The 21,841-nt window shown below is 71.7% G+C and carries 24 protein-coding genes and 1 pseudogene; 14 read left to right on the top strand and 11 right to left on the bottom strand.

Features of this window, described 5'->3' with window-relative positions; all coding sequences use genetic code 11:
• Window positions 1-152 precede the first annotated feature (152 nt).
• From E3N83_RS15640 to E3N83_RS15615, 6 genes are all read left to right on the top strand, one after another.
• Window positions 153-1,124, top strand: coding sequence for a magnesium transporter CorA family protein (locus tag E3N83_RS15640; protein ID WP_151084101.1), 972 nt, complete (start codon window positions 153-155; stop codon window positions 1,122-1,124).
• 98 nt (window positions 1,125-1,222) lie between these two features.
• The gene (locus tag E3N83_RS15635; RefSeq protein ID WP_151084100.1) at window positions 1,223-2,740 is read left to right on the top strand and encodes an endonuclease/exonuclease/phosphatase family protein; all 1,518 of its coding nucleotides are present in this window, start codon (window positions 1,223-1,225) and stop codon (window positions 2,738-2,740) included.
• A gap of 71 nt (window positions 2,741-2,811) precedes the next feature.
• On the top strand, window positions 2,812-3,657 hold the full coding sequence (locus E3N83_RS15630; protein WP_202879242.1) for a nuclease-related domain-containing protein: 846 nt from the start codon (window positions 2,812-2,814) through the stop codon (window positions 3,655-3,657).
• Window positions 3,658-3,725: 68 nt separating this feature from the next.
• Window positions 3,726-4,703, top strand: coding sequence for a hypothetical protein (locus tag E3N83_RS15625; protein WP_151084099.1), 978 nt, complete (start codon window positions 3,726-3,728; stop codon window positions 4,701-4,703).
• Entirely contained in the window at window positions 4,700-5,800 is a 1,101-nt protein-coding gene (locus E3N83_RS15620) for a DNA glycosylase AlkZ-like family protein (RefSeq protein WP_151084098.1), read from the top strand. The genes E3N83_RS15625 and E3N83_RS15620 overlap by 4 nt, the downstream gene beginning before the upstream one ends.
• A 64-nt stretch (window positions 5,801-5,864) precedes the next feature.
• Entirely contained in the window at window positions 5,865-7,379 is a 1,515-nt protein-coding gene (locus E3N83_RS15615) for a serine/threonine-protein kinase (RefSeq protein WP_151084097.1), read from the top strand.
• Here the strand turns inward: E3N83_RS15615 and E3N83_RS15610 are convergent.
• Window positions 7,346-7,876, bottom strand: coding sequence for a mismatch-specific DNA-glycosylase (locus E3N83_RS15610; protein ID WP_191907827.1), 531 nt, complete (start codon window positions 7,874-7,876; stop codon window positions 7,346-7,348). The genes E3N83_RS15615 and E3N83_RS15610 overlap by 34 nt on opposite strands.
• A gap of 79 nt (window positions 7,877-7,955) precedes the next feature.
• Between E3N83_RS15610 and E3N83_RS15605 the strand changes: the two genes are divergently transcribed.
• The 3 genes from E3N83_RS15605 to E3N83_RS15595 all read left to right on the top strand — a co-directional run bounded on the left by E3N83_RS15605 (window position 7,956) and on the right by E3N83_RS15595 (window position 9,646).
• Window positions 7,956-8,711: a YqjF family protein gene (locus E3N83_RS15605; RefSeq protein WP_238342938.1), complete on the top strand. Its 756-nt coding sequence runs from the start codon at window positions 7,956-7,958 to the stop codon at window positions 8,709-8,711.
• A 151-nt stretch (window positions 8,712-8,862) separates the two neighbouring features.
• Window positions 8,863-9,210, top strand: coding sequence for a YciI family protein (locus E3N83_RS15600; protein WP_238342937.1), 348 nt, complete (start codon window positions 8,863-8,865; stop codon window positions 9,208-9,210).
• A gap of 232 nt (window positions 9,211-9,442) precedes the next feature.
• Window positions 9,443-9,646 carry a cold-shock protein gene (locus E3N83_RS15595; protein WP_151084094.1) on the top strand — a complete coding sequence of 68 codons (204 nt, stop codon included), beginning with the start codon at window positions 9,443-9,445 and terminating at the stop codon, window positions 9,644-9,646.
• Between the two features lie 64 nt (window positions 9,647-9,710).
• Here E3N83_RS15595 and E3N83_RS15590 read toward each other — a convergent pair whose 3' ends face one another.
• Genes E3N83_RS15590 through E3N83_RS20370 form a run of 3 tightly spaced genes read right to left on the bottom strand, consistent with a single transcriptional unit; the run spans window position 9,711 to window position 11,789 of the window.
• Complete coding sequence (locus tag E3N83_RS15590) at window positions 9,711-11,012, bottom strand: FUSC family protein (protein WP_151084093.1); 1,302 nt, start codon at window positions 11,010-11,012, stop codon at window positions 9,711-9,713.
• A gap of 41 nt (window positions 11,013-11,053) precedes the next feature.
• Window positions 11,054-11,257 carry a hypothetical protein gene (locus tag E3N83_RS15585; protein WP_151084092.1) on the bottom strand — a complete coding sequence of 68 codons (204 nt, stop codon included), beginning with the start codon at window positions 11,255-11,257 and terminating at the stop codon, window positions 11,054-11,056.
• A gap of 10 nt (window positions 11,258-11,267) precedes the next feature.
• Window positions 11,268-11,789, bottom strand: a complete 522-nt coding sequence (locus tag E3N83_RS20370; RefSeq protein WP_420371830.1) for a 2-dehydropantoate 2-reductase N-terminal domain-containing protein — start codon at window positions 11,787-11,789, stop codon at window positions 11,268-11,270.
• On the opposite strand from E3N83_RS20370, the gene E3N83_RS15575 reads away from it, so the two are divergent.
• Both E3N83_RS15575 and E3N83_RS15570 read left to right on the top strand, forming a co-directional pair.
• Window positions 11,688-12,503 (top strand): alpha/beta fold hydrolase, encoded by an 816-nt coding sequence (locus E3N83_RS15575; protein WP_151084091.1) that lies wholly within the window; start codon window positions 11,688-11,690, stop codon window positions 12,501-12,503. The two genes, E3N83_RS20370 and E3N83_RS15575, sit on opposite strands and share 102 nt — an antisense overlap.
• A gap of 541 nt (window positions 12,504-13,044) precedes the next feature.
• Window positions 13,045-13,641: a GNAT family N-acetyltransferase gene (locus tag E3N83_RS15570; RefSeq protein WP_151084090.1), complete on the top strand. Its 597-nt coding sequence runs from the start codon at window positions 13,045-13,047 to the stop codon at window positions 13,639-13,641.
• Between the two features lie 19 nt (window positions 13,642-13,660).
• On the opposite strand, the gene E3N83_RS15565 is transcribed toward E3N83_RS15570, so the two are convergent.
• Complete coding sequence (locus E3N83_RS15565; protein ID WP_151084089.1) at window positions 13,661-14,065, bottom strand: DUF1003 domain-containing protein; 405 nt, start codon at window positions 14,063-14,065, stop codon at window positions 13,661-13,663.
• Window positions 14,066-14,112: 47 nt separating this feature from the next.
• Between E3N83_RS15565 and E3N83_RS15560 the strand changes: the two genes are divergently transcribed.
• Window positions 14,113-14,580: a group II truncated hemoglobin gene (locus E3N83_RS15560; protein ID WP_151084088.1), complete on the top strand. Its 468-nt coding sequence runs from the start codon at window positions 14,113-14,115 to the stop codon at window positions 14,578-14,580.
• 10 nt (window positions 14,581-14,590) lie between these two features.
• Here E3N83_RS15560 and E3N83_RS15555 read toward each other — a convergent pair whose 3' ends face one another.
• The 3 genes and pseudogenes from E3N83_RS15555 to E3N83_RS20365 form a co-directional block, all read right to left on the bottom strand.
• Complete coding sequence (locus E3N83_RS15555; RefSeq protein WP_151084087.1) at window positions 14,591-15,718, bottom strand: TIGR04053 family radical SAM/SPASM domain-containing protein; 1,128 nt, start codon at window positions 15,716-15,718, stop codon at window positions 14,591-14,593.
• Window positions 15,719-15,850: 132 nt separating this feature from the next.
• Window positions 15,851-16,867: a YihY/virulence factor BrkB family protein gene (locus tag E3N83_RS15550; protein ID WP_151084086.1), complete on the bottom strand. Its 1,017-nt coding sequence runs from the start codon at window positions 16,865-16,867 to the stop codon at window positions 15,851-15,853.
• Between the two features lie 634 nt (window positions 16,868-17,501).
• Window positions 17,502-17,825: pseudogene (locus E3N83_RS20365) on the bottom strand (Gfo/Idh/MocA family protein); the annotation flags it as partial.
• 39 nt (window positions 17,826-17,864) lie between these two features.
• Between E3N83_RS20365 and E3N83_RS15540 the strand changes: the two are divergent.
• A complete protein-coding gene (locus E3N83_RS15540; protein ID WP_202879241.1) occupies window positions 17,865-18,908 on the top strand; it encodes a hypothetical protein in 1,044 nt (347 codons plus the stop codon).
• Here the strand turns inward: E3N83_RS15540 and E3N83_RS15535 are convergent.
• Both E3N83_RS15535 and E3N83_RS15530 read right to left on the bottom strand, forming a co-directional pair.
• On the bottom strand, window positions 18,905-19,375 hold the full coding sequence (locus E3N83_RS15535; protein ID WP_151084085.1) for a hypothetical protein: 471 nt from the start codon (window positions 19,373-19,375) through the stop codon (window positions 18,905-18,907). The genes E3N83_RS15540 and E3N83_RS15535 overlap by 4 nt on opposite strands.
• Window positions 19,376-19,387: 12 nt before the next feature.
• On the bottom strand, window positions 19,388-19,663 hold the full coding sequence (locus tag E3N83_RS15530; protein ID WP_151084084.1) for a hypothetical protein: 276 nt from the start codon (window positions 19,661-19,663) through the stop codon (window positions 19,388-19,390).
• A 176-nt stretch (window positions 19,664-19,839) separates the two neighbouring features.
• On the opposite strand from E3N83_RS15530, the gene E3N83_RS15525 reads away from it, so the two are divergent.
• Complete coding sequence (locus tag E3N83_RS15525; RefSeq protein ID WP_151084083.1) at window positions 19,840-21,228, top strand: NAD(P)-binding protein; 1,389 nt, start codon at window positions 19,840-19,842, stop codon at window positions 21,226-21,228.
• On the opposite strand, the gene E3N83_RS15520 is transcribed toward E3N83_RS15525, so the two are convergent.
• Entirely contained in the window at window positions 21,210-21,692 is a 483-nt protein-coding gene (locus E3N83_RS15520; protein WP_151084082.1) for an SRPBCC family protein, read from the bottom strand. The two genes, E3N83_RS15525 and E3N83_RS15520, sit on opposite strands and share 19 nt — an antisense overlap.
• Window positions 21,693-21,841 lie beyond the last annotated feature (149 nt).

Genomic DNA, 21,841 nt, shown 5'->3' with positions numbered 1-21,841 from the left:
TCCGTGCGTGACCCGAGAAGCTACGTCCCGGCCCCGCCCGGTCCCTCCCGCGTAGGTTCGATCAGTACGGTCCCCGCGTCAAGACCTGTCTCGGCGCGTCGTGCCGGTGCTGTGTCCGCGAGGGTGCCGGTCGCGTGCCGGATACTGGCCGCGTGCCCCGTACCCGCTGCTATTGCAACGGCATCCTCACCGATGAGGACTTCCCGCTCAACGATGTCTCCGAGCACCTGGCCGAGCCGTCCTCCATCGTCTGGATCGACCTCTGCGCCCCGGACCTGCACGACCTGCAGCTGGTGGCCGACGAGCTGGGGCTGCACGAGCTCGCGGTCGAGGACGCGACGAAGGGGCACCAGCGGCCCAAGCTCGACCGCTACGACGGGCACGACTTCCTCAGCGCCTACTCCGTGCGCCTCGACGTGGAGACGGGGCGGCTCGAGACCGACGAGATCGCCGCCTTCATCACAGCCTCCGCGCTCGTCACCGTACGCCGCGACGAGTCGTTCCCCATGGACCTGCTGGTGAAGCGGTGGGACGACAGGGTCGACCTCACCAGGTACGGCGTGGGGGCGCTGCTGCACGGCCTGCTCGACTTCCTGGTCGACGGCCACTTCGCCACCGTCGAGTCGCTCGACGACCAGATCGAGCAGCTGGAGGACCTGCTCTTCGACGACCAGCCGCACGACAAGGACGTGCAACGCCGCAGCTTCGAGCTGCGCAAGAGCCTCGTCCAGCTGCGCCGCGTGGTGCTGCCGATGCGGGAGGTCGTCAACACCCTGATGCGGGGCGACCTCGGAGTCGTCCACGACGAGCTGATGCCCTACTACCAGGACGTCTACGACCACGTCATGCGCGCCACCGAGTGGACCGAGAGCCTGCGCGACCTGGTCAACACCATCCTCGAGACCAACCTGACCATCCAGGGCAACCGGCTCAACGTCATCACCAAGCAGGTCACCAGCTGGGCCGCGATCATCGCCGTACCCACCGCGATCACCGGCTTCTACGGGCAGAACGTGCCGTTCCCCGGTTTCGCCCACCAGGCCGGCTTCCTCACCTCGTGCCTCCTGATCGTGGCGCTGTCACTGTCGTTGTACCTCGTGTTCAGGCGCAAGGGCTGGCTGTGAGCTGCCCGGCCCGGCTCCGGACGTCCTGACCTCGACAGGGCGCGCGCTTCCTCCTATCGTGGATTGACTGGTCATTCAGTCCTCTCTGCGAGGCGCTCATGCGACGTTCCGGCTCGGCCGTCCTGAGCACGCTCTGCCTGATCGGCGTCGCGGCGCTCGCCGCCTGCAGCGGCTCGACGGACTCCGCAGGTGCGCCGACACCGGGCATCCCCACCGGCGGAACCGCCACGTCGCCGGGGCCGCTGTCCCTGTCGGTCCTCGTCTTCAACGTGGAGTACGGCGGCACTTCGGCCACCGACGCGGTGATCGGCAGCATCGGGGCGGATGTGGTCGGGGTCCTCGAGTCCTACAACCGGCTGCCGAAGATCGCGGCTGCTGCCGGCTACCCCTACTACGACGTCGGGCTGCAGATCCTGTCGAAGTACCCGATCCTCGAACCGTCCGGCGCGCATGGCCTCTACGCCTACCTCGAGGTCCGGCCGGGCGAGGCGATCGCGATGATCAACACCCACCTCGACTACGTGCACGACGGACCGAACCGCCTCGAGCGGGGCGCGACGGTCTCCGACGTGCTGGCCACCGAGAGGCAGGTCCGGCTCTCGACGATCCGCACCCTGCTCCCTTCGGCGGAGCACCTGCTCCTCGACGGCTGGCCACTGCTCCTGACCGGCGACCTCAACGAGCCCTCGCACTTGGACTGGACTGCGCGGACCGCCTCCCAGCACGACGGCATCGGACCCGTCGCCTGGCCGGTCAGCGAGGCCCTGACGTCGGCCGGGCTCCGCGACTCCTACCGCCAGGCCCACCCCGACCCCGTCGCCGATCCCGGCAACACGTGGGGCGGTGTCGCCGGAAGCCACGGCTCGCCTCGCCGGATCGACTACGCGTACGTCGGTGGTCCGGTCGAGGTGGTCGACAGCCAGGTCGTCGGCGAGAGGGGCGGGCCGGGAGTGGATCTCGGCTATCCCCACTGGACGTCGGACCACCGGGCCGTGCTGTCGAAGCTCACCGTCACCCCCGCACCCGTCCCGACCACCCTCGCCCTGTCGGCCCGGATGGTCTCCCGCGGCGACGAGGTCACGGCGTCCTACCGGATGCCTGACGGCCTGGCGGGCGGGCGGCTGCAGCTGGAGGGCCCCTCGTCTGACACCTTCCCGGCAACCGGGACGTCGGGCACCGTGCAGATCCCCACGAGCACGCTCGCCGCCGGGGCCTACCGGGTCCGCCTGCTCGGCCCGGACGGCACCGTGGTCGCCACCAACCGGCTGACCGTGCGGCCGCGCGCCGGGCGGATCCACCTGACCACCGACGCCAGGTCGTACGCCGTCGGGCAACAGATCACCGTGCACTGGGCCGACGGGCCGGCCAACCGCTGGGACTGGGTCGCGGTCTATCGGGCCGGCGCCGACAACCCCCGTCGGGACGACTACCTGGTCTGGGACTACACCGGCGGCCACGACGCCGGCGCCCTCCCGCCCCGCACCCACGGGACCCTCACGTTCGGCCGCGACCAGCAGGGAAAGCCGTGGCCCCTGCCGCCGGGTCGCTACACCGTGCACTACCTGCTGACCGACCAGTACCACAGCATCGGCTCGGCGGCCTTCACCGTGCGCTGAGGCCGCGGCGTCCCCACCGCAGTTCGGCAACAACGCGGACGCACACGGAGCCGGGCGTCTACGGTCTGCCGGTGGACGAGATCTCGGGGATCGACCAGCGGAAGATGCGCCTCCGGTACGCCGGCACCTGCAGCGTGTGTGGAGCCGCGCTGCCGGCCAAGGTCGAGGCGTTGTACGAACGTTCGACCAAAACGGTCAGCTGCCTGGCCCACGACGACCCGGACGAGACCACGGTCGACGTTGCCGACGCCGTCGACGTCGCCGAGGTCGTCGACGCGGGCACGCCCGGCGCTTCTGCCCGCAGGGAGTTCGAACGTCGGAAGGCCAACAGGGAGAAGCGGATCCGAAGCAGCCACCCCAGGCTGGGAGGCCTCATCCATGCTCTGAGCGACGAGCCGCAGTCGACCACCGCCTGGGACACCGGAGCTCTCGGCGAGGAGCGACTGGGCCGCCGCCTCAGCGAGCTCGCCGGCGACACCTTCCTGGTGCTGCACGACCGGCGCATCCCGGGCACCCGTGCCAACATCGACCACCTCGCCGTGACCGGGACGGGTGTCTACGTGATCGACGCGAAGAAGTACCGTGGCCGTCCCCAGCTCCGGGTCGAGGGCGGGATCCTGCGTCCTCGAACCGAACGGGTCCTCGTCGGGTCGCGCGACTGCACCGAGCTCGTCGACGGTGTGCTCCACCAGGTGGACGTCGTACGCCGCTTCCTCACCGAGGACGTGCCGCTCCACGGCGTGCTCTGTTTCGTCGAGGCCGACTGGCCACTGTTCGGTGGCGGGTTCACCAGCCGCGGGGTGGAGGCGTTGTGGCCCCAGCGGCTGTACCCGAAGCTGACCGCTCCCGGCCCTCTGCACGGTGACACGCTGGCGGACCTCCACCGCCGGCTGGCCGTCGCCCTGCCGCCCGCGTGACCCGAGCGTTCGGCGACCGGCCCTTTTGCGGACGCACAACGTCCGGAATGCGTTCTACCCTCGCTGGCATGACCGAGAGGACGCATGAGACGACCCTTCAGACCGACACCCCGGACGCCGTGACGCCGTGGCTGCTCGACTCCGACCCGGCAATCCGGTGGCAGGTGCTGGCTGACCTGACCGACGCACCGGCCGACGAGGTCGCCGCCGAGCGCAGCCGGGTGGCCACCGAGGGGTGGGGCGCGGCGCTGCTCGCCGCCCGCGACCCGGACGGGCAGTGGATGGGCGGGGCCTGCTTCCCCGGCCGGGGAGACCGGCCGGCCGACGGCGAGCAGCCCTGGACGTCGACGCTGCCGGTGCTCCTCGAGCTCCGCGCGCTCGGGCTCGACCCGACGTCCGATGTCGCGCGCGAGACGACGGCACTGGTGGCTGAGAACTGCCGGTGGGAGTACGACGGGTCGCGCTTCTTCGACGGCGAGGTCGAGGAGTGCATCAACGGCCACACGGTGAGCCTCGGGGCCTACTTCGGTGCCGACGTGGACGGGATCGTCGGTCGCCTCCTGGCCGGTCAGCTCGACGACGGCGGCTGGAACTGCGAGGCCGAGCGCGGCGCCACCGTGTCGTCGTTCAACTCCACGATCTGCGTGCTCGAGGGCCTGCTCGAGCACGAGCGCGCCGGGCACGGCACTCCGGAGACGCTGGCCGCCCGCCGTCGCGGAGAGGAGTACCTGCTGGAGCGCTCGCTGTTCCGGAGCAAGCGCACCGGCGAGGTGCCGGACGACGCGTGGCTGTCGTTCTCGTTCCCGACCCGATGGCACTACGACGTCCTGCGCGGGCTCGAGCACTTCCGCAGCGCGGACTCGCGGGACCCCCGGCTCGAGGAGGCCGTCGAGCTGGTGCGCAGCAAGCGACAGGGCGACGGCACCTGGCTGCTCGAGAACACCCATCGCGGGCCCGCGCACCTCCGGTACGACGACGGCGACGGCCGCCCGAGCCGCTGGAACACCCTGCGGGCGCGGCGGGTGCTCGACTGGTGGGGCGCGTGACCGCACCGACCTGGCCGCGAGTCCTCGGCTGGCGCGTGCGCCGACAGCTGCTGGACCCCGCGTCCGACGGCTCCGTCGCCGACGTGGTGGCCCGGCTCGGAGCCGTGCCGGCGTGGCCGGACCCGGCCATGGAGCTGACCGTCGGCGTACGCCGTGCCGGGGGCCGGACGGGTGACGCCGCCCGAGCCCTCGCGGCGAACGAGGTGGTCAAGGTCTACGCGTTCCGCGGCGCGACGCACCTGATGACGCCTCAGGACGCGGGGGCCTACCTGGCGGTGCGCGCATCGAGCCGGATGTGGGAGCTGCCGAGCTGGGTGAGCTTCTACCGGCTGGCGCCGGAGGACTGGCCGCGGTTCCGGGAGTTCGTGCGGGAGGCCGTGGCCGACCGGTCGCTCACGCTCTCGGAGCTGACCACGGCGTTCGGGCGGAGCAGCCGCTACCGGCACCTGCAGGCGATCATCGACGAGGGCAACGAGACGCTGATCAAGCCGCTGACCTGGCAGGGCGACCTCGGCCTGGGGCCGCCCCGGGACGGCGAGGCGACCTTCCAGCGCCTCGACGACGTGCCGGGGTGGGCCGGACTCCCCGACCTCGACGAGGCGGGGCCGGCGGTGGTGGCGGCGTACCTCCATGTCTTCGGCCCAGCCTCGCCGGCCCGGATCCACGACTGGGTCGGCAAGGGCCTCGGCGCCGGGCGGGCGGCGGTGACCCGATGGCTGGGCCTCCTCGACGACCGGCTCGAGACCGTGACCGTCGAGGGCGATGCGCTGCTGGCCCTGCGCGAGGACGTCGAGGACCTCCGGACGGCGTCGGCCTCCACCGCCGTCCGGCTGCTGCCCGGCCGCGACCCGTGGGTGATGGCACCCGGCACGTCGGACCCCCACGTCGTACCCCCGGCGCATCGCGAGGTGGTGAGCCGGTCGGCCAACCTCGTCGTCTCGCGCGGCGTGCTGGCGGGCACCTGGGCGGTCCGCCGGACCCGGCTGGAGGTGGACTGGTTCACCGAGTCCGGCCGGGTGCCGCGCGCCGCCCTCGACGGCGAGGCCGCCCGGCTGTCGACGTTCCTGGACCGGCCCCTCGAGCTCGCGGTCGGCTGACCTGCCGCGGTCGCCCGACCGCGCCTCGACGTGTGCGGGGCATCCGAACGGGTACGGCCCCCTGATGGGGGATGCACCGAAAGCGCCTGAGACCATCGCCGGCCGCTACCACGTCGAGCGCCCGATCGGACGCGGCGGCATGGGCACGGTCTGGCTCTGCCGCGACGAACGGCTCAGTCGCGACGTCGCCGTCAAGCAGGTCGGCGTCCTGCCCGGCGAGACCGCGCCGGACCTGGCCCGCGCGATGCGCGAGGCCCGCTCGTCGGCGGCGCTCAACCACCCGCACGTGGTCTCGGTGTACGACGTGGTGGAGGAGGACGACCAGATCTGGCTGGTGATGGAGTACGTCCCCTCGCGCACGCTCGCGCAGGTGATCGCCGAGGACGGCCCCCTCGTCCCGGAGGCGGCGGTGGTGATCGGCGCGCAGATCGCCGAGGCCCTCGCCACGACCCATGCGGCCGGCACCGTGCACCGCGACGTGAAGCCGGGCAACATCCTGGTCACGCGCGACCAGGTGGCCAAGATCAGCGACTTCGGCATCGCCCGTGCCCGCGACCACGACCAGCTGACCACCAGCGGGGTGCTCAGCGGGACGCCGGCCTACCTCTCGCCCGAGCTCGCCCGAGGTGGGGACCCGACACCGGCCGCCGACGTGTGGGCACTCGGCGCGACTCTGTACGCCGCGGTCGAGGGCCGCCCGCCGTACGACGAGCAGCCGAACAACCTGGCCCTGCTGGCGACGATCGCCTCGTCACCGCCCACCCCGTCGGAGCACGCGGGGTTCCTCACCGAGCCGATCGAGCGGATGCTCGCCCTCGATCCAGCGCACCGCTGGTCGATGTCCCACGCCGCCAACGTGCTGCGCCGACTGCAGGAGCGCTACGCCGGCACGCCCGTCGGCGACCCCACGACCGAGCTGATGGCGCCGCGCAGCAGCGCTCCGGTCGCTGCGGCGCCGATTCCGGCGGCCGAGGAGGCGCTCGCCGAGGCCGACGACCAGCACTCGCTCCCGCCAGCGGTCCGCGAGGAGAGCCGGCGTCGCCGTGGCCCGGGCGTCCTTGCTGCGGTGCTCGCTGCGCTCCTCGTCCTGGCCGCCGTCGGCGGCTTCCTGCTGCTCGGCCACCAGTCCGGGGGCAGTCCGTCCGCCGTGGACCACCGCCACTCGTCCTCACCGAAGGTCCACGATCAGTCGAAGCACTCCTCGAGCACCTCGGGCCCGACACCGAGCACCACACCCTCGGGTCCGGCCACGCCACCGCCGGCTCCGGTGTCCGGAGCGAGCGCCCAGCAGTTCGCGCGGAGCTACTACGCCGCCCTGCCCACCGACACCCGCGACGCCTGGGCATCGCTGTCGTCGGCGTTCCAGGCGCGGATCGGCGGCTACGGCAACTACCAGGGCTTCTGGTCGACGATCACGCAGCTCTCGGTCGACGCCACCCGCGCCGCCGGCAACCGGGCCGTGGACGTCTCGCTGACCTACGTACGCAACGACGGAGGTCGCGAGAGCGAGACCAGGCGACTCTTTCTGACCCGCAGTGGCAGCAGCTACCTGATCAGCGGCGACGCCGTCGTGTCCTGACCCGGTCGGGCCAGCGCCGCCAGGTCGCGCCACCAGGAGAGCCGGTCCGGACGGCCGTCGTAGTCCCGGCGCCGGTTGGCACCGCTCACCCCAGGCAGCACGAAGACCTGGGCCGGTCCGAGGTGCCAGTCCGCCGGGCCGAGCCCGGGACGTCGTACGCCGAGCGCGCGGGCCGCCTCGTGGGCGACGGTCTTGCTGGTGAACGCCAGCCAGTCCGGGCGCCAACGCTCCAGCTTGGAGACCAGCCCGTCGACCTCGACCCAGCGCGGGTCCCAGTGACCGACCAGGTCGGTCAGTCCCAGACCGAGGTCGGCGAGGGTCGCGTCCTCCTCCGGCCGCAGGCGTCGCGGCGACAGGCCGCTGAGGTGCAGCGACTCCCAGAAGCTGTTGCCGGGCGTCTCGTAGTAGTGGTCTCGCAGCCGGGTGCTCTCGGCCCCGGCCAGGCCGCAGAAGACGACGGCCGGGTCCGGCGCCACGATGTCGGGGAGCACCTCCACACCGGCCACCCTCTCAACCCGCCCAAGCACGGCGCGCTTCCGGAGCGAGCCGGCACCGGGCTCTGCCTAGGGTGGACGGGTGAGCAGCCCCGGCGTCGAGCCCGTCTCCGCGGACGCGCCCGCCCTGAGCGGCCGGGTGATGATGAACCAGAGCTGGCGCGACCTGACGTTCCTGCACTGGGCGGTGGACCCGCGCGAGGTGGCGCATCGGATGCCACCCGGTGTCCGGCCGGACACCCTGGACGGTGTCACCTATGTCGGCCTGATCCCGTTCCGGATGGTCGGCGCCGGGATCGGCCGCGGCGGAGGCGTCCCCTGGCTGGGCACGTTCCTCGAGACGAACGTGCGGCTGTACTCGGTCGATGACACCGGGCGGCGCGGCATCGTCTTCCTCAGCCTCGACGCCGACCGGGCGGCGGTGGTGGCCGGTGCCCGCGCGGCGTTCGGTCTGCCCTACCGCTGGGCCCGCATGCGCTACCGGTCGAACGACGACGTGCACACCTACGACGCGCGCCTGCGCCGTCCCGGGACACGCCCGCGGAGCCACGTCGTCATCCGCGCCGGTGCCGGTCGTCCACCCTCGGAGCTCGACACCTTCGTCAGTGCCCGGTGGGGACTGCACGTGCGCTGGTGGGGCCGGACCCTCTACGTCCCCAACCGGCACGAGGCCTGGCCGGTGCACGACGCGGAGGTGCTGGCGCTCGACGACGGCCTGCTGGCCTCGGTCGGGTTGCCCGACCTCGCCCGACGCCCGCCCGATCACGTGGCCTTCAGCCCCGGCGTACGCACCGACTTCGGTTTCCCCGGCGACGCGGCCCGACCCAGGCAGCGATGAGAGGGCTGGCAGCCTGCGTGGCAGGGCGTCGTAGAAGAATCTGCCCGGTCGTGTCGAAAGACGCGCCCGCCGTTCGACGTACGAGCGAGAAGCACCAACCGGACAACCACCAGGAGTGATCGAGATGCCGCGTTTCATGGGATTCGTCAGGATGGAAGAGGGCGTCGGAACGCCGCCGCAGGCACTGTTCGACGCGATGGACGCCTACATCGGTGAGCGCGCCGCCAAGGGCACGTTCCTCGACGGCGGCGGTCTCTACGGGACCGAGGACGCCGTGAACTTCGTGGTCCGCGACGGCAGCGTCACCCGCGTCGACGGCCCGTACGCCGAGGCCAAGGAGGTCGTCGGCGGCTGGGCGATCATGGAGTACCCCACCGTCGAGGACGCCGTCGCCGACCAAGAGACCTTCGCCCAGCTCCACGCCGACCACTGGCCCGAGGTCACCGTGATCTCGACCATGCGCCAGATCTCCACGGGTCCGGACGCACCCGGCGAGTAGCCGTTCGCACGAAGCCGACCGAGGGGGCGAGCTCGCCGACACCATGAGTTCGCGCCCCATGCCCTATCGTGGGTGGAGTTGAAGGGATGGCTCTGTAAGCCGTCCTGGCCGCGCACCGATGTTGCGGCCTGTAACTCCTACCCTGGTTTTCGGTTCGCTGGACATCAGCACAGATGGGTGTCTTCAGCCGCCAGGGGGCACACCGCCCTCGGCACGAACAAGGGACAAGATCATGGCTTCAGGCACGGTCAAGTGGTTCAACGCCGAAAAGGGCTTCGGTTTCATCGCGCAGGACGGCGGCGGTGAGGACGTGTTCGTCCACTACTCCGCCATCCAGTCCGGCGGCTACAAGTCGCTCGACGAGAACCAGAAGGTCGAGTTCGACGTCACCGCCGGCCCCAAGGGCCCGCAGGCCGAGAACGTCCGCGTCTCCTGATTTCGCTCACGAGGGGCCCCGACCGCAACCGCGGTCGGGGCCCCTCGTGCGTCGGGTGGTCCGATCAGCGGCGCCGTGGCGTCTCGGGCGGCTCCTCAGCGAGCGACGGCAGCACCTGGGTCTCGTCGTCGGCGTTCGTCGGCTCGGGTGCTGCGCTGGCGGAGCGTCGACCACCGCCGGGACGGGTGGGCGGTCGCCGTTCGGGTAGGAGCCGGAGCTGGCGCCGTACCCGCTCCTCGAGTCCCAGCTCGTGCTGCAGACGTCGTACGGTGGCGCGCGTCGCGGCGTAGAGCTCGACCACGTCGGCGGGCCAGGACTCTTCGAGTGGGGCGTCGAGGCGGACTCGCGATGCCAGCATGCCGTCCTGGGCGGCCCGGAGCCGCTCGATGTCACCCCGGCTCAGGCTGATCTGGACGTCGCCCTCGTGGCGGACCAGCTCGCCGAAGGCGTCGGCGCCGGCCGCGAGCCTGCGGAAGGTCTCGGCCAGGTCGCCCAGCACGGTGCTCGCGACGTCCTGGTCCAGCCAGTCACCGTCGGAGGCCTCCGACACCGACCGCATCAGACCGCGGATCGCCACCGCCGTGTGCTCGAGGGCCTCCAGGCCCTGCCGCAGACCGGGCTCGACATGCGGCGTCCCCACCGCACGCACGTTGAGGCGCCGCCCTTCCTCCGCTCGGAGCAGGGCCGCACCCACGACGGGGATGTCGTGGGTGATGCGTCGGGCGTCACCGAGCCATTCACGGGACAGGCCGGAGAGGCGATGCGGGTCGTGCTCGGTCATGGCGTCGAGCTCCGCGGCAGCCCGGAGCAGGAGCTCGCTGACGGAGTCGGCCAGTCCGTCGATCGCCCGGCCGGCATCGGAGCTGGCGACCTTGGGCGGAAAGACGAGCGTGGCGATGATGCCCACCGCCGCCCCCACCAAGGTCTCGGCGATCCGCTGCCACGCCGCCGCCTCCGCGCCGATCGCTCCCACCCCCAGCACGAGCATCGCGCTGATCGCCACCTCGACGAGGTTGGACCGCAGCCGAAGGAACTGGCCGACGGTGATCGAGATCAGGATGAGGAGGCCGAGACTCCACCACTCCAGCGCCACGACGGCCGCGAACCCGATCGCCAGCGCCACCCCCGCCACCACCGCGATCACGCGGTCGAGGCCACTGGCGAGCAGCGAGATCGGGGTCACCTGCACCACCAGCATCGCAGTCAGCGGTGCGAGCAGCGGCTGGCTGCTGGGGAAGACCAGCGAGGCCACGAGGTAGCTGGCCGTGGCGGCGACGGTGATCCGCAACGACCACAGCAGCGAGGCCCGCCCGTCTCGACGCAGGCGCGCCAGCTCCCGGGAGACCGAGCCGCGCCACTGGACCACGCCTCATTGTCCAACGCGCGACCTGTGTACGTCGCGCTCGGTCAGTGCCGTTTCTGGATCAGTACGACGTAGCCGAGGGCAACACCGAGCCCCGCCACGACGGGGCCGAACGACTGGGCGGCGCCCGAGGCTGCGAAGGTCCAGATCGCACCGAGGACGATCATGGCCAGCGCCACGAGCGACCACAGGATCTTCATGGCGACGTTCGGGCTGCCGTAGCGGTTCCCTGGGACCGGTGCGTTCATCACCGCAAGGCTAACCACGTCTGCCGCGACCAGCGCCGCGGGGCGACCCCTTGTCACCCATCGGTACCGAGATCCTCGGGTGCGTCGTCCACGGTGCGGACGGCCGGCCTCTCCCGGCGGTCGACGACCGAGGTAGAGATGTCCGGGCGGCGCCTGGATAACCCGACGGGCTCGACTCGCGCATCAGCGCGACGACCTCGCACCCAGAGCGAGACAGCGCCGCGGCGAGCAGCCCGCCGACGCCCCCCGCCCCCAGAACGGCATGACGCAGGCGACCTCCCGGGCCGCTCGGATCCGACCGCGACGATGCTACGCCCAGCCGGCCGCGGACGACCCCGACCACGAGGACAGCTGTCTGTTCCGGGAGGGGTTGCACGGGGGTAGCGTCGTGGACCTGGGATGGGCTCTCGGGTAGCGATCGGAGAGACGCATGCCTGATCACGGTGGGCTGAAGGCCTTTCGGGTCTCGGACGGGTGGTTCCTTCGGCTCCTCGACCTGCCCGGCAGCGGACCACCAGTGGTGTGGATCCATGGCTGGCAGTGCTCGTCGACGGGAGAGCTGCTGCCGGCTGCCGTGCAGCCACCCCTGCGTGAGCGACGGTCTCTGCTCGTCGACCTGCTCGGGCACGGCTACAGCGACAAACCCGATGGCTTCTCCTACACGCTGGTCGACCACGCCAGAACTGTGGTGGAGCTCATCGACGGACTCGGGATCGAGCGATGCACCCTGGTCGGGCACAGCATGGGCGGCGAGATAGCGATCCGGGTAGCGGCTGCGCGACCGGATGTCGTGGAGACACTGGTGATGGTCGAGGGAACGGTCGACCCGCACGGTGAGGAGGTGTTCGAGGGGCAGAGCGAGGAGGAGTTCGTCGCCAGCGGTTTCATGGAGCTGGTCGCAGCGCAGCGGAGCAGCGCGGAGAGCGACCCCGCGGGAGTCCCTGCCGTACACCTCGGCCTCACGCAGCTTCTCGAGCCGAGGGCGGTCTACCGCTCGGACGTGTCCATGCGAGACGGGCACGACCCGTCGGCTCGGTCGCTGCTTGCTGGCCTCTCAGCCCGGCTGTGGTACCTCGAGGGCGAGCTCAGCGAGCCCGACCCGGAGTTCGAGGCTGGGCTGCGCGAGCTCGGGGTGACCTACCTCCGCGTCCCCGACACCGGGCACGCGATGGGCCTGCAGAATCCCCACGGCCTGGCTGAAGCCATCGCTGCGATCTTGTCGGGCACCGCCGCCATCGACAGCTGAGGCATGACGTGACCAGGTGCCCGTGCCGGCTCGAGGCGGAGAGACCCGGGCGAGACCGCGCCGACACCCGGCGGTGTGACGCGTTGGCAGCCTTGCCCCAGTCCGCGAACAAGTCGAGGCGGCCAGATCCAGGGAGGCGGACCGGGCGGTGTCGACCGGGCCACGACGCGCGAAGAGCCGGGAGTCGAAGACCGCGGCATCGAGGGCGAGAGGGACGTGGTCTCGACTCCGCTCGACCACCGAGACGGGTGCGGTCTCGACTCCGCTCGACCCACCGAGACGGGTGCGGTCTCGACTCCGCTCGACCACCGAGACGGGTGCGGTCTCGACTCCGCTCGACCCACCGAGACGGGTGCGGTCTCGACTCCGCTCGACCACCGAGACGGGTGCGGTCTCGACTCCGCTCGACCACCGAGACGGGTGCGGTCTCGACTCCGCTCGACCCACCGAGACGGGTGCGGTCTCGACTCGGCTCGACCCACCGAGACGGGTGCGGTCTCGACTCCGCTGGACCACCGAGGAAGCCGGTTAGCATCTCGGCATGGACCCGCACCCGGTCACGGCCGCCGAGGTCGCGGCCGCCACGGACACGATCGCGCAGGCGTTCCGCGGCGACCCGGTGTGGAGCGTCGCGCTCGGGGTCGCGGAGACACCCGAGGTCGACACCCGACCGTTCTGGCGGATCTACGTCGAGGGCGCCCTGCGCTTCGACACGGTGTACGCCGGCGAGGGCGCCGGGACGGTCTCGGTGTGGATCCCGCCCGGCGAGAGCGAGCTGTCGGAGGAGCAGGAGGCCGAGGCCGGACACCTGGTCGAGCAGCTCCTGCCGCCGGACAAGGCCGGGGCGATGCTCGAGCTGTGGGAGCGCTTCGGCCGCGCCCGCCCCGTCGACCGACCGCACGCCTACCTGAGCCTGCTCGCGACCCGGCCGGACCGCGCCGGCCACGGGTACGGCATGGCCCACCTCGCCGCCGACCTGACGCGGTGGGACGACGCCGGCGTCCCGACGTACCTCGAGTCGACCAACCCCCGCAACGACGCCCGCTACGCCCGGCACGGTTACGCCGCGATCGGCCGGTTCGAGGCTGTCCTCGACCAATCGGTGGTCACCCTGATGTGGCGACCCGTCGGCGGCTGAGCCCACCGACGACGCCGGCTCAGGCCCGGCCCTCCGTGACCACCCGGCGGTGCAGCTCGGTGGTCAACGTGTGGATCTGCCGGGTCAGCTCGGTGTTGGTCTTCAGCTCGAGCTCGGACTCCACGAAGTCGTGGTCGGCCTTGGCCTGCTGGAAGGCGGCCTGACGGTTCTGCCCGATCAGCACGAACGTCGACAGGAAGATCGCCTCCAGCGACACGATCAGGGTGAGCGTCGGCCACGGGCTGTGCTCGAACGCGAGCATCCAGAGCGCGAAGACGGCCGCGTGGAGGTACACGAAGACCATCGAGCCCGCAAAGGACGTGATCGCGTCGGCGATCTTGAGCTGGACGCTCCCGGCGCGTTGGGAGAGCATCCGCGCGGTCACCGGGTGGACGCGCGGGGTGGAGTCGGTGGTGGTGGACATGGGCCCAATATGGGGCATCCACGACCCCTGCCTGCCAGTCTGTTGCCATGCAGAGCTTGTACGACGCAGCCGGCGGCCACGAGGGAATGCTCCGGTTGGCCGAGGCGTGGCACCGTCGGGTGCTGGCCGACGAGGTGGTCTCGCACGCGTTCAGCCACGGGTTCAAGGACGACCACACGCCCCGGCTGGCGGCCTACCTCGGGGAGGCGCTCGGCGGCCCACCGACCTACACCGACACCTACGGCGCCGAGAGCGACGTCGTCCGCCTGCACTCGGGCGACGGGGAGCACACCGACATGGACAACCGCGCCATCCGGTGCTGGGACGAGGCGCTCGGCGACCTCGGGCTCGATGCCGACCAGGCGCTCGGCCGGGCGTTGCACGACTACTTCGCGTGGGCGACCCGCACCGTCATGTCTCGCTACCCGGTCTCACCCGACGACGTCCCCGACGGGCTGACGCTGCGGCGCTGGTCGTGGGACGGGCTCGTCCCGGGACCCGACGAGTGGTCGTGACCGGGGCCGGTCAGACGGGCTGGTAGACGCAGGCGGAGTCCTCGGCGAGCGGGTCGCCGGTGTCGGCGTACGCCCTCGCTCGTGAGCCGCCGCACAGGTCGGCGTACTCGCACCGCCCGCAGCGGCCGCCGAACTCCGCCGCCCGGATGCTGCGCAGCACCGGGCTCTCGCGGTAGATCTCGGCCAGGGGCCGGTCGCGGACCGAGCCCAGCGGCAGCGGCAGGAAGCCGGCCGGGTAGACCTCGCCGTCGTGGCTGACGAACACGATCCCCTTGCCGTCGCGCGTGGACACCGTGTGCGCCGACGACCGGCCCTGCGGCGGGCCGAGACGCTCGACCAGCCGCCCGCGCATCCGGAGGTACGACGTGGTGCCCGGCGCCGGCTCGCCCGCGCGGCGCTGCACCACCACCCGTCGGAAGAACGGCGCCTCGACCGTGCGCACGGTGAAGCCGTAGTGCGAGGCGTCGAACAGGAAGTGGCACACGTACTCGTGCTCGGTGGCGGTGATCGCTCCTGTGGCCGTGCCACGGCCGACGTGCACCAGGAAGAAGACCTCCCAGATCGCCACGCCGGTCTCGGCCATCAGGGCAGCGATGTCGGCTAGCTCGTCGAGGTTGGCCTGCATCACGGTGGTGTTGATCTGCACCTTGAGCCCGGCCGCGACCAGCGCCTGGATCGCCGGGACCGTCTGGTCGAAGTGGCCGGGGATGCCGCGCACCCCGTCGTGCGTGGCCGCGGTCGCACCGTCCAGGCTGAGCGAGACGGCCTTCACGCCGGCGTCGACCATCCGGGTGATCGCCTCCGGGGTCAGCATCGGGGTCACCGACGGCGACATCGCGACCGGGATGCCGAGCCGGTCGGCGTAGGCCACCATGTCGAAGACGTCCTCCCGCAGCAGGCAGTCGCCACCGGTGAGCACGAGGATCGGGTGCGGTCGGCCGAACGCGGCGACCTGCTCGATCAGGGCCCGACCCTCGGCGCCGGTCAGCTCGCCCGGCAGCGGGTCCCGGGCGGCCGACGCCCGACAGTGCCGGCATGCCAGCAGGCAGGCGCGGGTCACCTCCCAGAACACCAGCATCGGCCGCTGGGTGTAGTCCACCGAGCGGGGCAGGGTCGGTCCAGCGGGCGTCGTGGTCATCGACCGCGCCCCTCCTCTCACACGTCGTACCTCCAGTGAAGGGGCGCGCCTCCGCCCGGGCCATGACCGAAAGACCCCCCTCACCCGGCCGTTGTGCCTGCGAGGTGCTGCCGGCGCTACGCGCGCTGAGCCTCAGTCGACCGGGTCGGTGCTCGGATCCTCGGAGGTCTGCTGGGGCGGGTCGTCGAAGGTGACCTGGACCCGCTCGAAGCCCTTGTGGCGCTGGGCCTGGGCGTACTCGCGGTAGACCCTGCGGTCCGCGTCGGTGAGCTCGACCGCGTCGGTGAACGGCGTGAGCAGGGCCCGGGGGTAGAGGCGCTTGGCGATCACGACGTTCACCTCGAGGCCCAGCATCGCCATCACGCTGGCGATGTAGAGCAGGGCGACCAGACCGAGCACGACCGCGAACACCTTGTTCATCTGACTGGCGTTGGCGATGACGTGCGAGACGTAGGCACCCCCGAGCACCTGGAGACCCTGCCAGAGCAGCGCGATCACCAGCGCGCCGGGGACCACGTCGCGCAGCCGCTCCCGCTCGGGTGTCGACAGCCGCATCATCAGCGCCAGCACTGCTGCTGTGACCAGGACCGTCGCGCCCAGGATGACCCAGCGCAGGTCGCCTCCGAGGTCGACGCCGAAGAGCTGCACCTGGCCCGACAGGCTGCTCACCACCGCGATGAAGACCAGGGCGAGCCCGGCCAGGACCAGCCAGACCAGGCTCCGGAGCCGGCTGATGATCGGGTTCAGCCGGCTGTTGCGGGGGATCGCCCAGACCGTGCTGACCGCGTTGTGCGCGGCCTGGCCGAGCCCCACGGCGCCGTACGTCGCGGCCAGGCTGCCGATCACGATCGCCGACGTGCTGCCCCGCAGCCCGCCCGGGCGTCCCAGCTGGTCGCCGACGATCGGGAACTGGGCGAGTGCCGAGGTCAGGATCTGCTGCTGCAGGTCGGGATGGCCCTCGAGCACGAAGCCGAGCACCGACGACGCGATCAGCAGCAGCGGCAGGATCGCGACCAGTGCGTAGTGCGTCAGCACCACCGCCAGATAGCCGCCCTGGTCGTCGAAGAACTTGTAGACCACGGCGATCGGGAGGCCCAGGATCCGGTGGCGGCGCTGGAACCGGTCGACGGGACCGATCGGCGTGGGCACCGGCACACGGTCGCACACCCCGGCACCCTGTTGCGTCAGGGATCGAGGACCAGCGGGTCGCGCCCGGCGGCGCGGAGGCCGCCGCCTCCAGCAGCCGGGCGATGTCGGCGGCCAGCGGGACGCCGAGACGCTCGTCGCCCGGGGCGGTGAGGAGCACGTCGTACAGCCCGCGGTAGTGCGCCTCCTTGCGAGCGTCCGAGCCGGCGTACCCGACGTGCTCGACCACCATCCCGTCGCGCAGCACGCTGGCGGTCATCGAGGTGTGGTCCATCCGCACCTGGCCGTCGGCGTACTCGATCACGGTCTGCTTGGAGGTGTCCGCGGCCAGCCAGTTCGAGGTCAGCAGGGTGTGGCCGGAGCCGTGGTCGAGGACGGTCACGGCGCGGTCGGTCCGGTCGTCGTGCGTCACCACCTGGCACGGTCCGAGGAACGGCGCGAGAAGGCTGAGCTGGTTGGGGCCCGAGTCGACCCACGACGAGACGTGGCTCGCCAGCCGGACGGCAGGCAGGCCGGCGTAGGCGTCGTGGAAGGTGCTGACGACGCCGACCGGGTCCCGCCAGCCGGCGGCGCGGACGTGCCGCAGGGCCCACTCCACCTCCGGGGAGAACGCGAAGTGGTGGGCGACGCGGACCCGGTCGGCGATGTCGGCGAGGGTGTCGAGCTCGGCCGGGCCGGTGGCCAAGGGCTTCTCGGAGAGCACCAGCGCGTCGGTCCGGTCCGCCACCTCGCGGACCAGCCGGACGTGGGTCTCGGTCGGCGTCGCGATCACCACCAGGTCGGGATCCGGCTCGGCCTCCAGACCTGCGTCGAGGCTCGCGTACACCGGGAGGTCCAGCGTCGGCAGGGCCGGGTCCACGCCGGCCACGACCCGGACGTCCGGCCGTCGCGACAACGCGCCGAGGTGGGTGCGGGCGATCGTGCCCAGCCCCACCACCAGCACCCGCGTCGTTCCGGTCATGCCTCAGTGTCCCGCGCCCGGGGAAGTAGGGTCCGACGGGTGACCACGACGACGTCCCGCCCGCCCCTGCTGCCGACCTCGCTGGTGGGCAGCTACGCCCAGCCGGACTGGCTGATCGACCGCGCCAAGCTGGCCGGACGCTTCCCGCCGCGGGTCCGGGCACGCGAGCTGTGGCGAGTGGCTCCCGAGCACCTCCAGCAGGCACAGGACGACGCCACCCTGCTGGCGATCCGCGCCCAGGAGGAGGCAGGGATCGACATCATCACCGACGGCGAGATGCGGCGCGAGTCCTACTCCAACCACTTCGCCACCGCGCTCGAGGGGGTCGACATCGACAACCCCGGGGAGGCGCTGGACCGCAGCGGCCACCCCAACCCGGTGCCGCGGATCGCCGGCCCGATCGTGCGCCCACGACCGATCGAGGTCGACGACGTGAGGTTCCTGCGGGCCCACACCGACCACCCGATCAAGATGACCGTGCCCGGGCCGTTCACGATGTCGCAGCAGGCGCAGAACGACCACTACCCCGACCTCGAGTCGGCCGCGATGGCCTACGCCGCCGCGGTCAACGCCGAGATCAAGGACCTGCACGCCGCCGGCGCGGACATCGTGCAGATCGACGAGCCCTACCTGCAGGCACGGCCCGACGCCGCGCGCGACTACGGCCTGGCCGCGCTCCAGGCGGCCCTCGACGGTGTCACCGGCACCACCGCCGTGCACCTCTGCTTCGGCTACGCCGCGATCATCCACGAGCGCCCCGAGGGCTACTCGTTCCTGCCCGAGCTGGCCGGCTGCTCGGCCGACCAGATCTCGATCGAGACCGCCCAGTCCAACCTCGACCTGGGAGTGCTCGCCGACCTGGCGGACAAGACCGTCATCCTGGGCGTGATCGACCTCTCCGACGACGAGGTCGAGACCGTGGAGACCGTCGCCGCCCGGGTCCGCCGCGCCTTTCCGTTCACCACGCCGGAGCGGATCACCATCGCCACCGACTGCGGGATGAAGTATCTCCCCCGCGCCAGCGCCGAGGGCAAGATGCGGGCGATGGCCGGCGCCGCCGCCCTCCTGCGCGCGGAGCTCTAGCCAGCCGGACCCGTCTGCTCGCTGTCCCACCCCGACAGTCGTGCGGGAGGAGATGCGCGCCGCCCCAGCCAGACCAGCAGCAGCCCGACCGAGACGTAGAGCGGGTGGAAGAAGCTGAGCTCGCGCAGGAACGCCAGCTCCACGACGATCCACCCGACCAGCAGGGCTCCGGTCGCCACGGAAACCGGCCCGGTACGACGGTCGCCGCCCCAGGCGAGCCCGGCCAGCACCGCGTTCGGGACCGCCACCAGCAGCAGCAGCGCGATGCCGCCGAGCGTCGGGCTGTGCCACGGCAGCCGGGCCTCCAGCCGCGGGCCGATGCCGATCGCACCGGATGCCAGGCCCCACGCCCCACCGGCGGCCGCCACGGCGTTCAGCACCGCCACGACCAGGATCGCGGTGTGGCCCCGAGGCCCGGCACCACCGGGGCGGTGGGTCACGGTGCGCCGCCGCGAGGGCGCAGACATCGGGATGTCCGCTCAGCTCGCCTGGTCCCCGGCGCGGAAGGCGCGTTTGGCGACCGACACCGTGGCGAGGAAGGCGAAGAAGGAGACGAAGACGGCCGACGGGATGGTCGTCGACTGTGCGCCGGTGCTCACGCTGGTGACGTCCCCGCCGTACACGCTCACGAAAAGCACCGCGACCCACATGACTGCGATCGCGACGGCACCCCACAGCTGCGGCCGCATCATCAGGCCCTGGCGGCCGACGATCCGTGCCTCGGTGACCTCGGGCTTGTCCAGCATCGTGCTCATCGTGCGACCTCCTCGGGTTCGACCGGGCAGGCAGGCACCAGGCCGACTGCCCGGGTTCGTCTCCATCGTCGCTCCGCACGCGGGAGCCGGACAGGGCTCATGGTCCCGACCCGTCCCGGCCGAGGTCATCTCGTGCGCGTCGTACCCGGGCATGGTTGGCTGTCGAGGTGACCCGCATGATCGAAGCCGACTACCTCGTGGTGGGAGCCGGCGCAGCAGGGATGGCCTTCACCGACGCCCTGATCGACCACGCCGACGTGCACGTCGCCCTGGTCGACCGGAGGCACAGCGTCGGGGGGCACTGGCTCGACGCCTATCCGTTCGTCCAGCTGCACCAGGCGTCGTCCTTCTACGGGGTCGCGTCGACGGTCCTGGGTGGTGGGCGGATCCAGCAGCGCGGTCCGGAGGCGGGCCTGTCCGAACGGGCGACCGTCTCGGAGATCTGTGCGTACTACGGGCAGGTGCTGACCGACCGGATGGTCGGGACCGGCCGGGTCGAGTTCTTCCCCGGCACCGAGTACGCCGGTGACCGCCAGGTCGTCTCGAGGATCTCGGGGCAGCGCTTCGAGGTGCCGGAGCACTGCCGGATCGTCGATGCCCGCTATCTCTCCCCCGACATCCCGGCGCACACCCCGCCGCCGTTCGACGTGGGCGGCGGTGCCCGGGTGATCCCCGTCAACGAGCTGCCGAGGCTCGAGGAGGCGCCCCAGGAGTACGTCGTCGTCGGCTCGGGCAAGACCGCGACCGACGCCAACGTCTGGCTGCTGACGCGCGGCGTCGACCCCGACCGGATCTGCTGGGTGCGGCCGCGCGACCCGTGGATGCTCAACCGAGCGGTGGTGCAGCCCGACCCTGCGGTGTTCCTCGGCATGGCCGCGGACATGATGCAGGCCGCGGCGGAGGGGTCGACCCTCGACGACGTTTTCCTCCGCCTCGAGGGCGCCGGGGTCATGATCCGGATCGACCCGACCGTGACCCCGACGATGGCCAGAGCGCCCACGCTCGGCCAGTGGGAGCTGGAGAGGCTCCGGAGCATCGAGCGCGTCGTCCGCCTCGGACACGTGCGTCGTGTCGATCCGGGCCGGCTCACCCTCGACCGGGGCACGGTCGACCTCGCCGCCGACGCGGTCGTCGTCCACTGCGCTGCCTCCGGGCTCCGCAACCCGCCGCTGCTCCCGGTCTGGACCCCCGAGTCGATCACTGTGCAACCGGTCCGCGCAGGCTTCCCCTGCTTCGGCGCGGCCGTGACCGGGTACGTCGAGGCGACGCGCACCGACGACGCGGAGAAGAACCGGCTGTGCCCGCCGTCCCGCTTCGGCAACACCCTCGCGGACTGGGCGAAGATGAACGTCAGGGGCACCCGAGCCACCTCCTCGTTCGGAGCGGAGCCGGACATCAAGGCCTGGGCCGACAGCGTCGCGATCAACCCGGCACGCGTCCCGCCGGCACTCAGCGACTCTCCCGAGGTGGTCGCCGCGCTGACGCGGCTGCGGACCCACGCCCCGGCCGGAGTCGCCCGGCTCGCCGCGCTGACCGGGATCGACGGTCAGGACGCCGTTGGCTGAGCCGACGCCAGCCGCTCCATCGGCTCGCCGCGGCCGGTGCCGATCAGGTCACGCAGACTGACCTGGACGAAGAATGTCCACGCGTCCACGCACACGTCGTGGCACTCGTACGACGGCACCAGCCCGAGGTGGCTGAACCGGATCTCCGACCCCTCCGCCGTCGGCGTGATCTCGAAGACGATCCGGGTGTCGGTCCACTCGCGCTGGTCGTCGATGAAGGCCATCCAGTTGTCCACGACGTGCCAGACCACCCGCTCGCCCGGCACCAGGTCGGTGACCCGGATCAGGGCGCGATGGAGGTTCACGCCGTCCTGGTTGCCGCGGTAGTCGAACTCCGCGCCCACCTCGTCGGTGATCCCGTCGACGTCGCGCGACCACCATCCGCGGACGTCGTTGATCGCGGCGAAGGTCTCGGCGGGGCTCGCCGCGACGGAGAGGGTGGTGGTGAAGCTGTGCTCGTCCATGGTCGTGCCTGCTTTCGGTGGTGAGGAATACCTGCAACTCAAGAGTTGCACAACCTCTCCACCTATTGCAACTTTCGAGTTGCAGATGGGCGCACAACGAGGCCCGCCGGCGGGTTGCCGGCGGGCCTCGTGACGATGCGTTGGCTGCG

The organism is Nocardioides cynanchi, assembly GCF_008761635.1.
Classification (GTDB): domain Bacteria; phylum Actinomycetota; class Actinomycetes; order Propionibacteriales; family Nocardioidaceae; genus Nocardioides; species Nocardioides cynanchi.
Note: the sequence above shows the minus strand (reverse complement) of the source record. Positions and strands in the feature narration are given on the sequence as shown.

Coding starts and splice junctions, on each gene's coding strand:
- E3N83_RS15635 (WP_151084100.1), top strand. CDS start 1,223: ATGCGACGTTCCGGCTCGGCCGTCCTGAGCACGCTCTGCCTGATCGGC.
- E3N83_RS15625 (WP_151084099.1), top strand. CDS start 3,726: ATGACCGAGAGGACGCATGAGACGACCCTTCAGACCGACACCCCGGAC.
- E3N83_RS15615 (WP_151084097.1), top strand. CDS start 5,865: ATGGGGGATGCACCGAAAGCGCCTGAGACCATCGCCGGCCGCTACCAC.
- E3N83_RS15600 (WP_238342937.1), top strand. CDS start 8,863: ATGGAAGAGGGCGTCGGAACGCCGCCGCAGGCACTGTTCGACGCGATG.
- E3N83_RS15595 (WP_151084094.1), top strand. CDS start 9,443: ATGGCTTCAGGCACGGTCAAGTGGTTCAACGCCGAAAAGGGCTTCGGT.
- E3N83_RS15585 (WP_151084092.1), bottom strand. CDS start 11,257: ATGAACGCACCGGTCCCAGGGAACCGCTACGGCAGCCCGAACGTCGCC.
- E3N83_RS15575 (WP_151084091.1), top strand. CDS start 11,688: ATGCCTGATCACGGTGGGCTGAAGGCCTTTCGGGTCTCGGACGGGTGG.
- E3N83_RS20370 (WP_420371830.1), bottom strand. CDS start 11,789: ATGGATCCACACCACTGGTGGTCCGCTGCCGGGCAGGTCGAGGAGCCG.
- E3N83_RS15570 (WP_151084090.1), top strand. CDS start 13,045: ATGGACCCGCACCCGGTCACGGCCGCCGAGGTCGCGGCCGCCACGGAC.
- E3N83_RS15565 (WP_151084089.1), bottom strand. CDS start 14,065: ATGTCCACCACCACCGACTCCACCCCGCGCGTCCACCCGGTGACCGCG.
- E3N83_RS15560 (WP_151084088.1), top strand. CDS start 14,113: ATGCAGAGCTTGTACGACGCAGCCGGCGGCCACGAGGGAATGCTCCGG.
- E3N83_RS15555 (WP_151084087.1), bottom strand. CDS start 15,718: ATGACCACGACGCCCGCTGGACCGACCCTGCCCCGCTCGGTGGACTAC.
- E3N83_RS15535 (WP_151084085.1), bottom strand. CDS start 19,375: ATGTCTGCGCCCTCGCGGCGGCGCACCGTGACCCACCGCCCCGGTGGT.
- E3N83_RS15530 (WP_151084084.1), bottom strand. CDS start 19,663: ATGAGCACGATGCTGGACAAGCCCGAGGTCACCGAGGCACGGATCGTC.
- E3N83_RS15525 (WP_151084083.1), top strand. CDS start 19,840: ATGATCGAAGCCGACTACCTCGTGGTGGGAGCCGGCGCAGCAGGGATG.
- E3N83_RS15520 (WP_151084082.1), bottom strand. CDS start 21,692: ATGGACGAGCACAGCTTCACCACCACCCTCTCCGTCGCGGCGAGCCCC.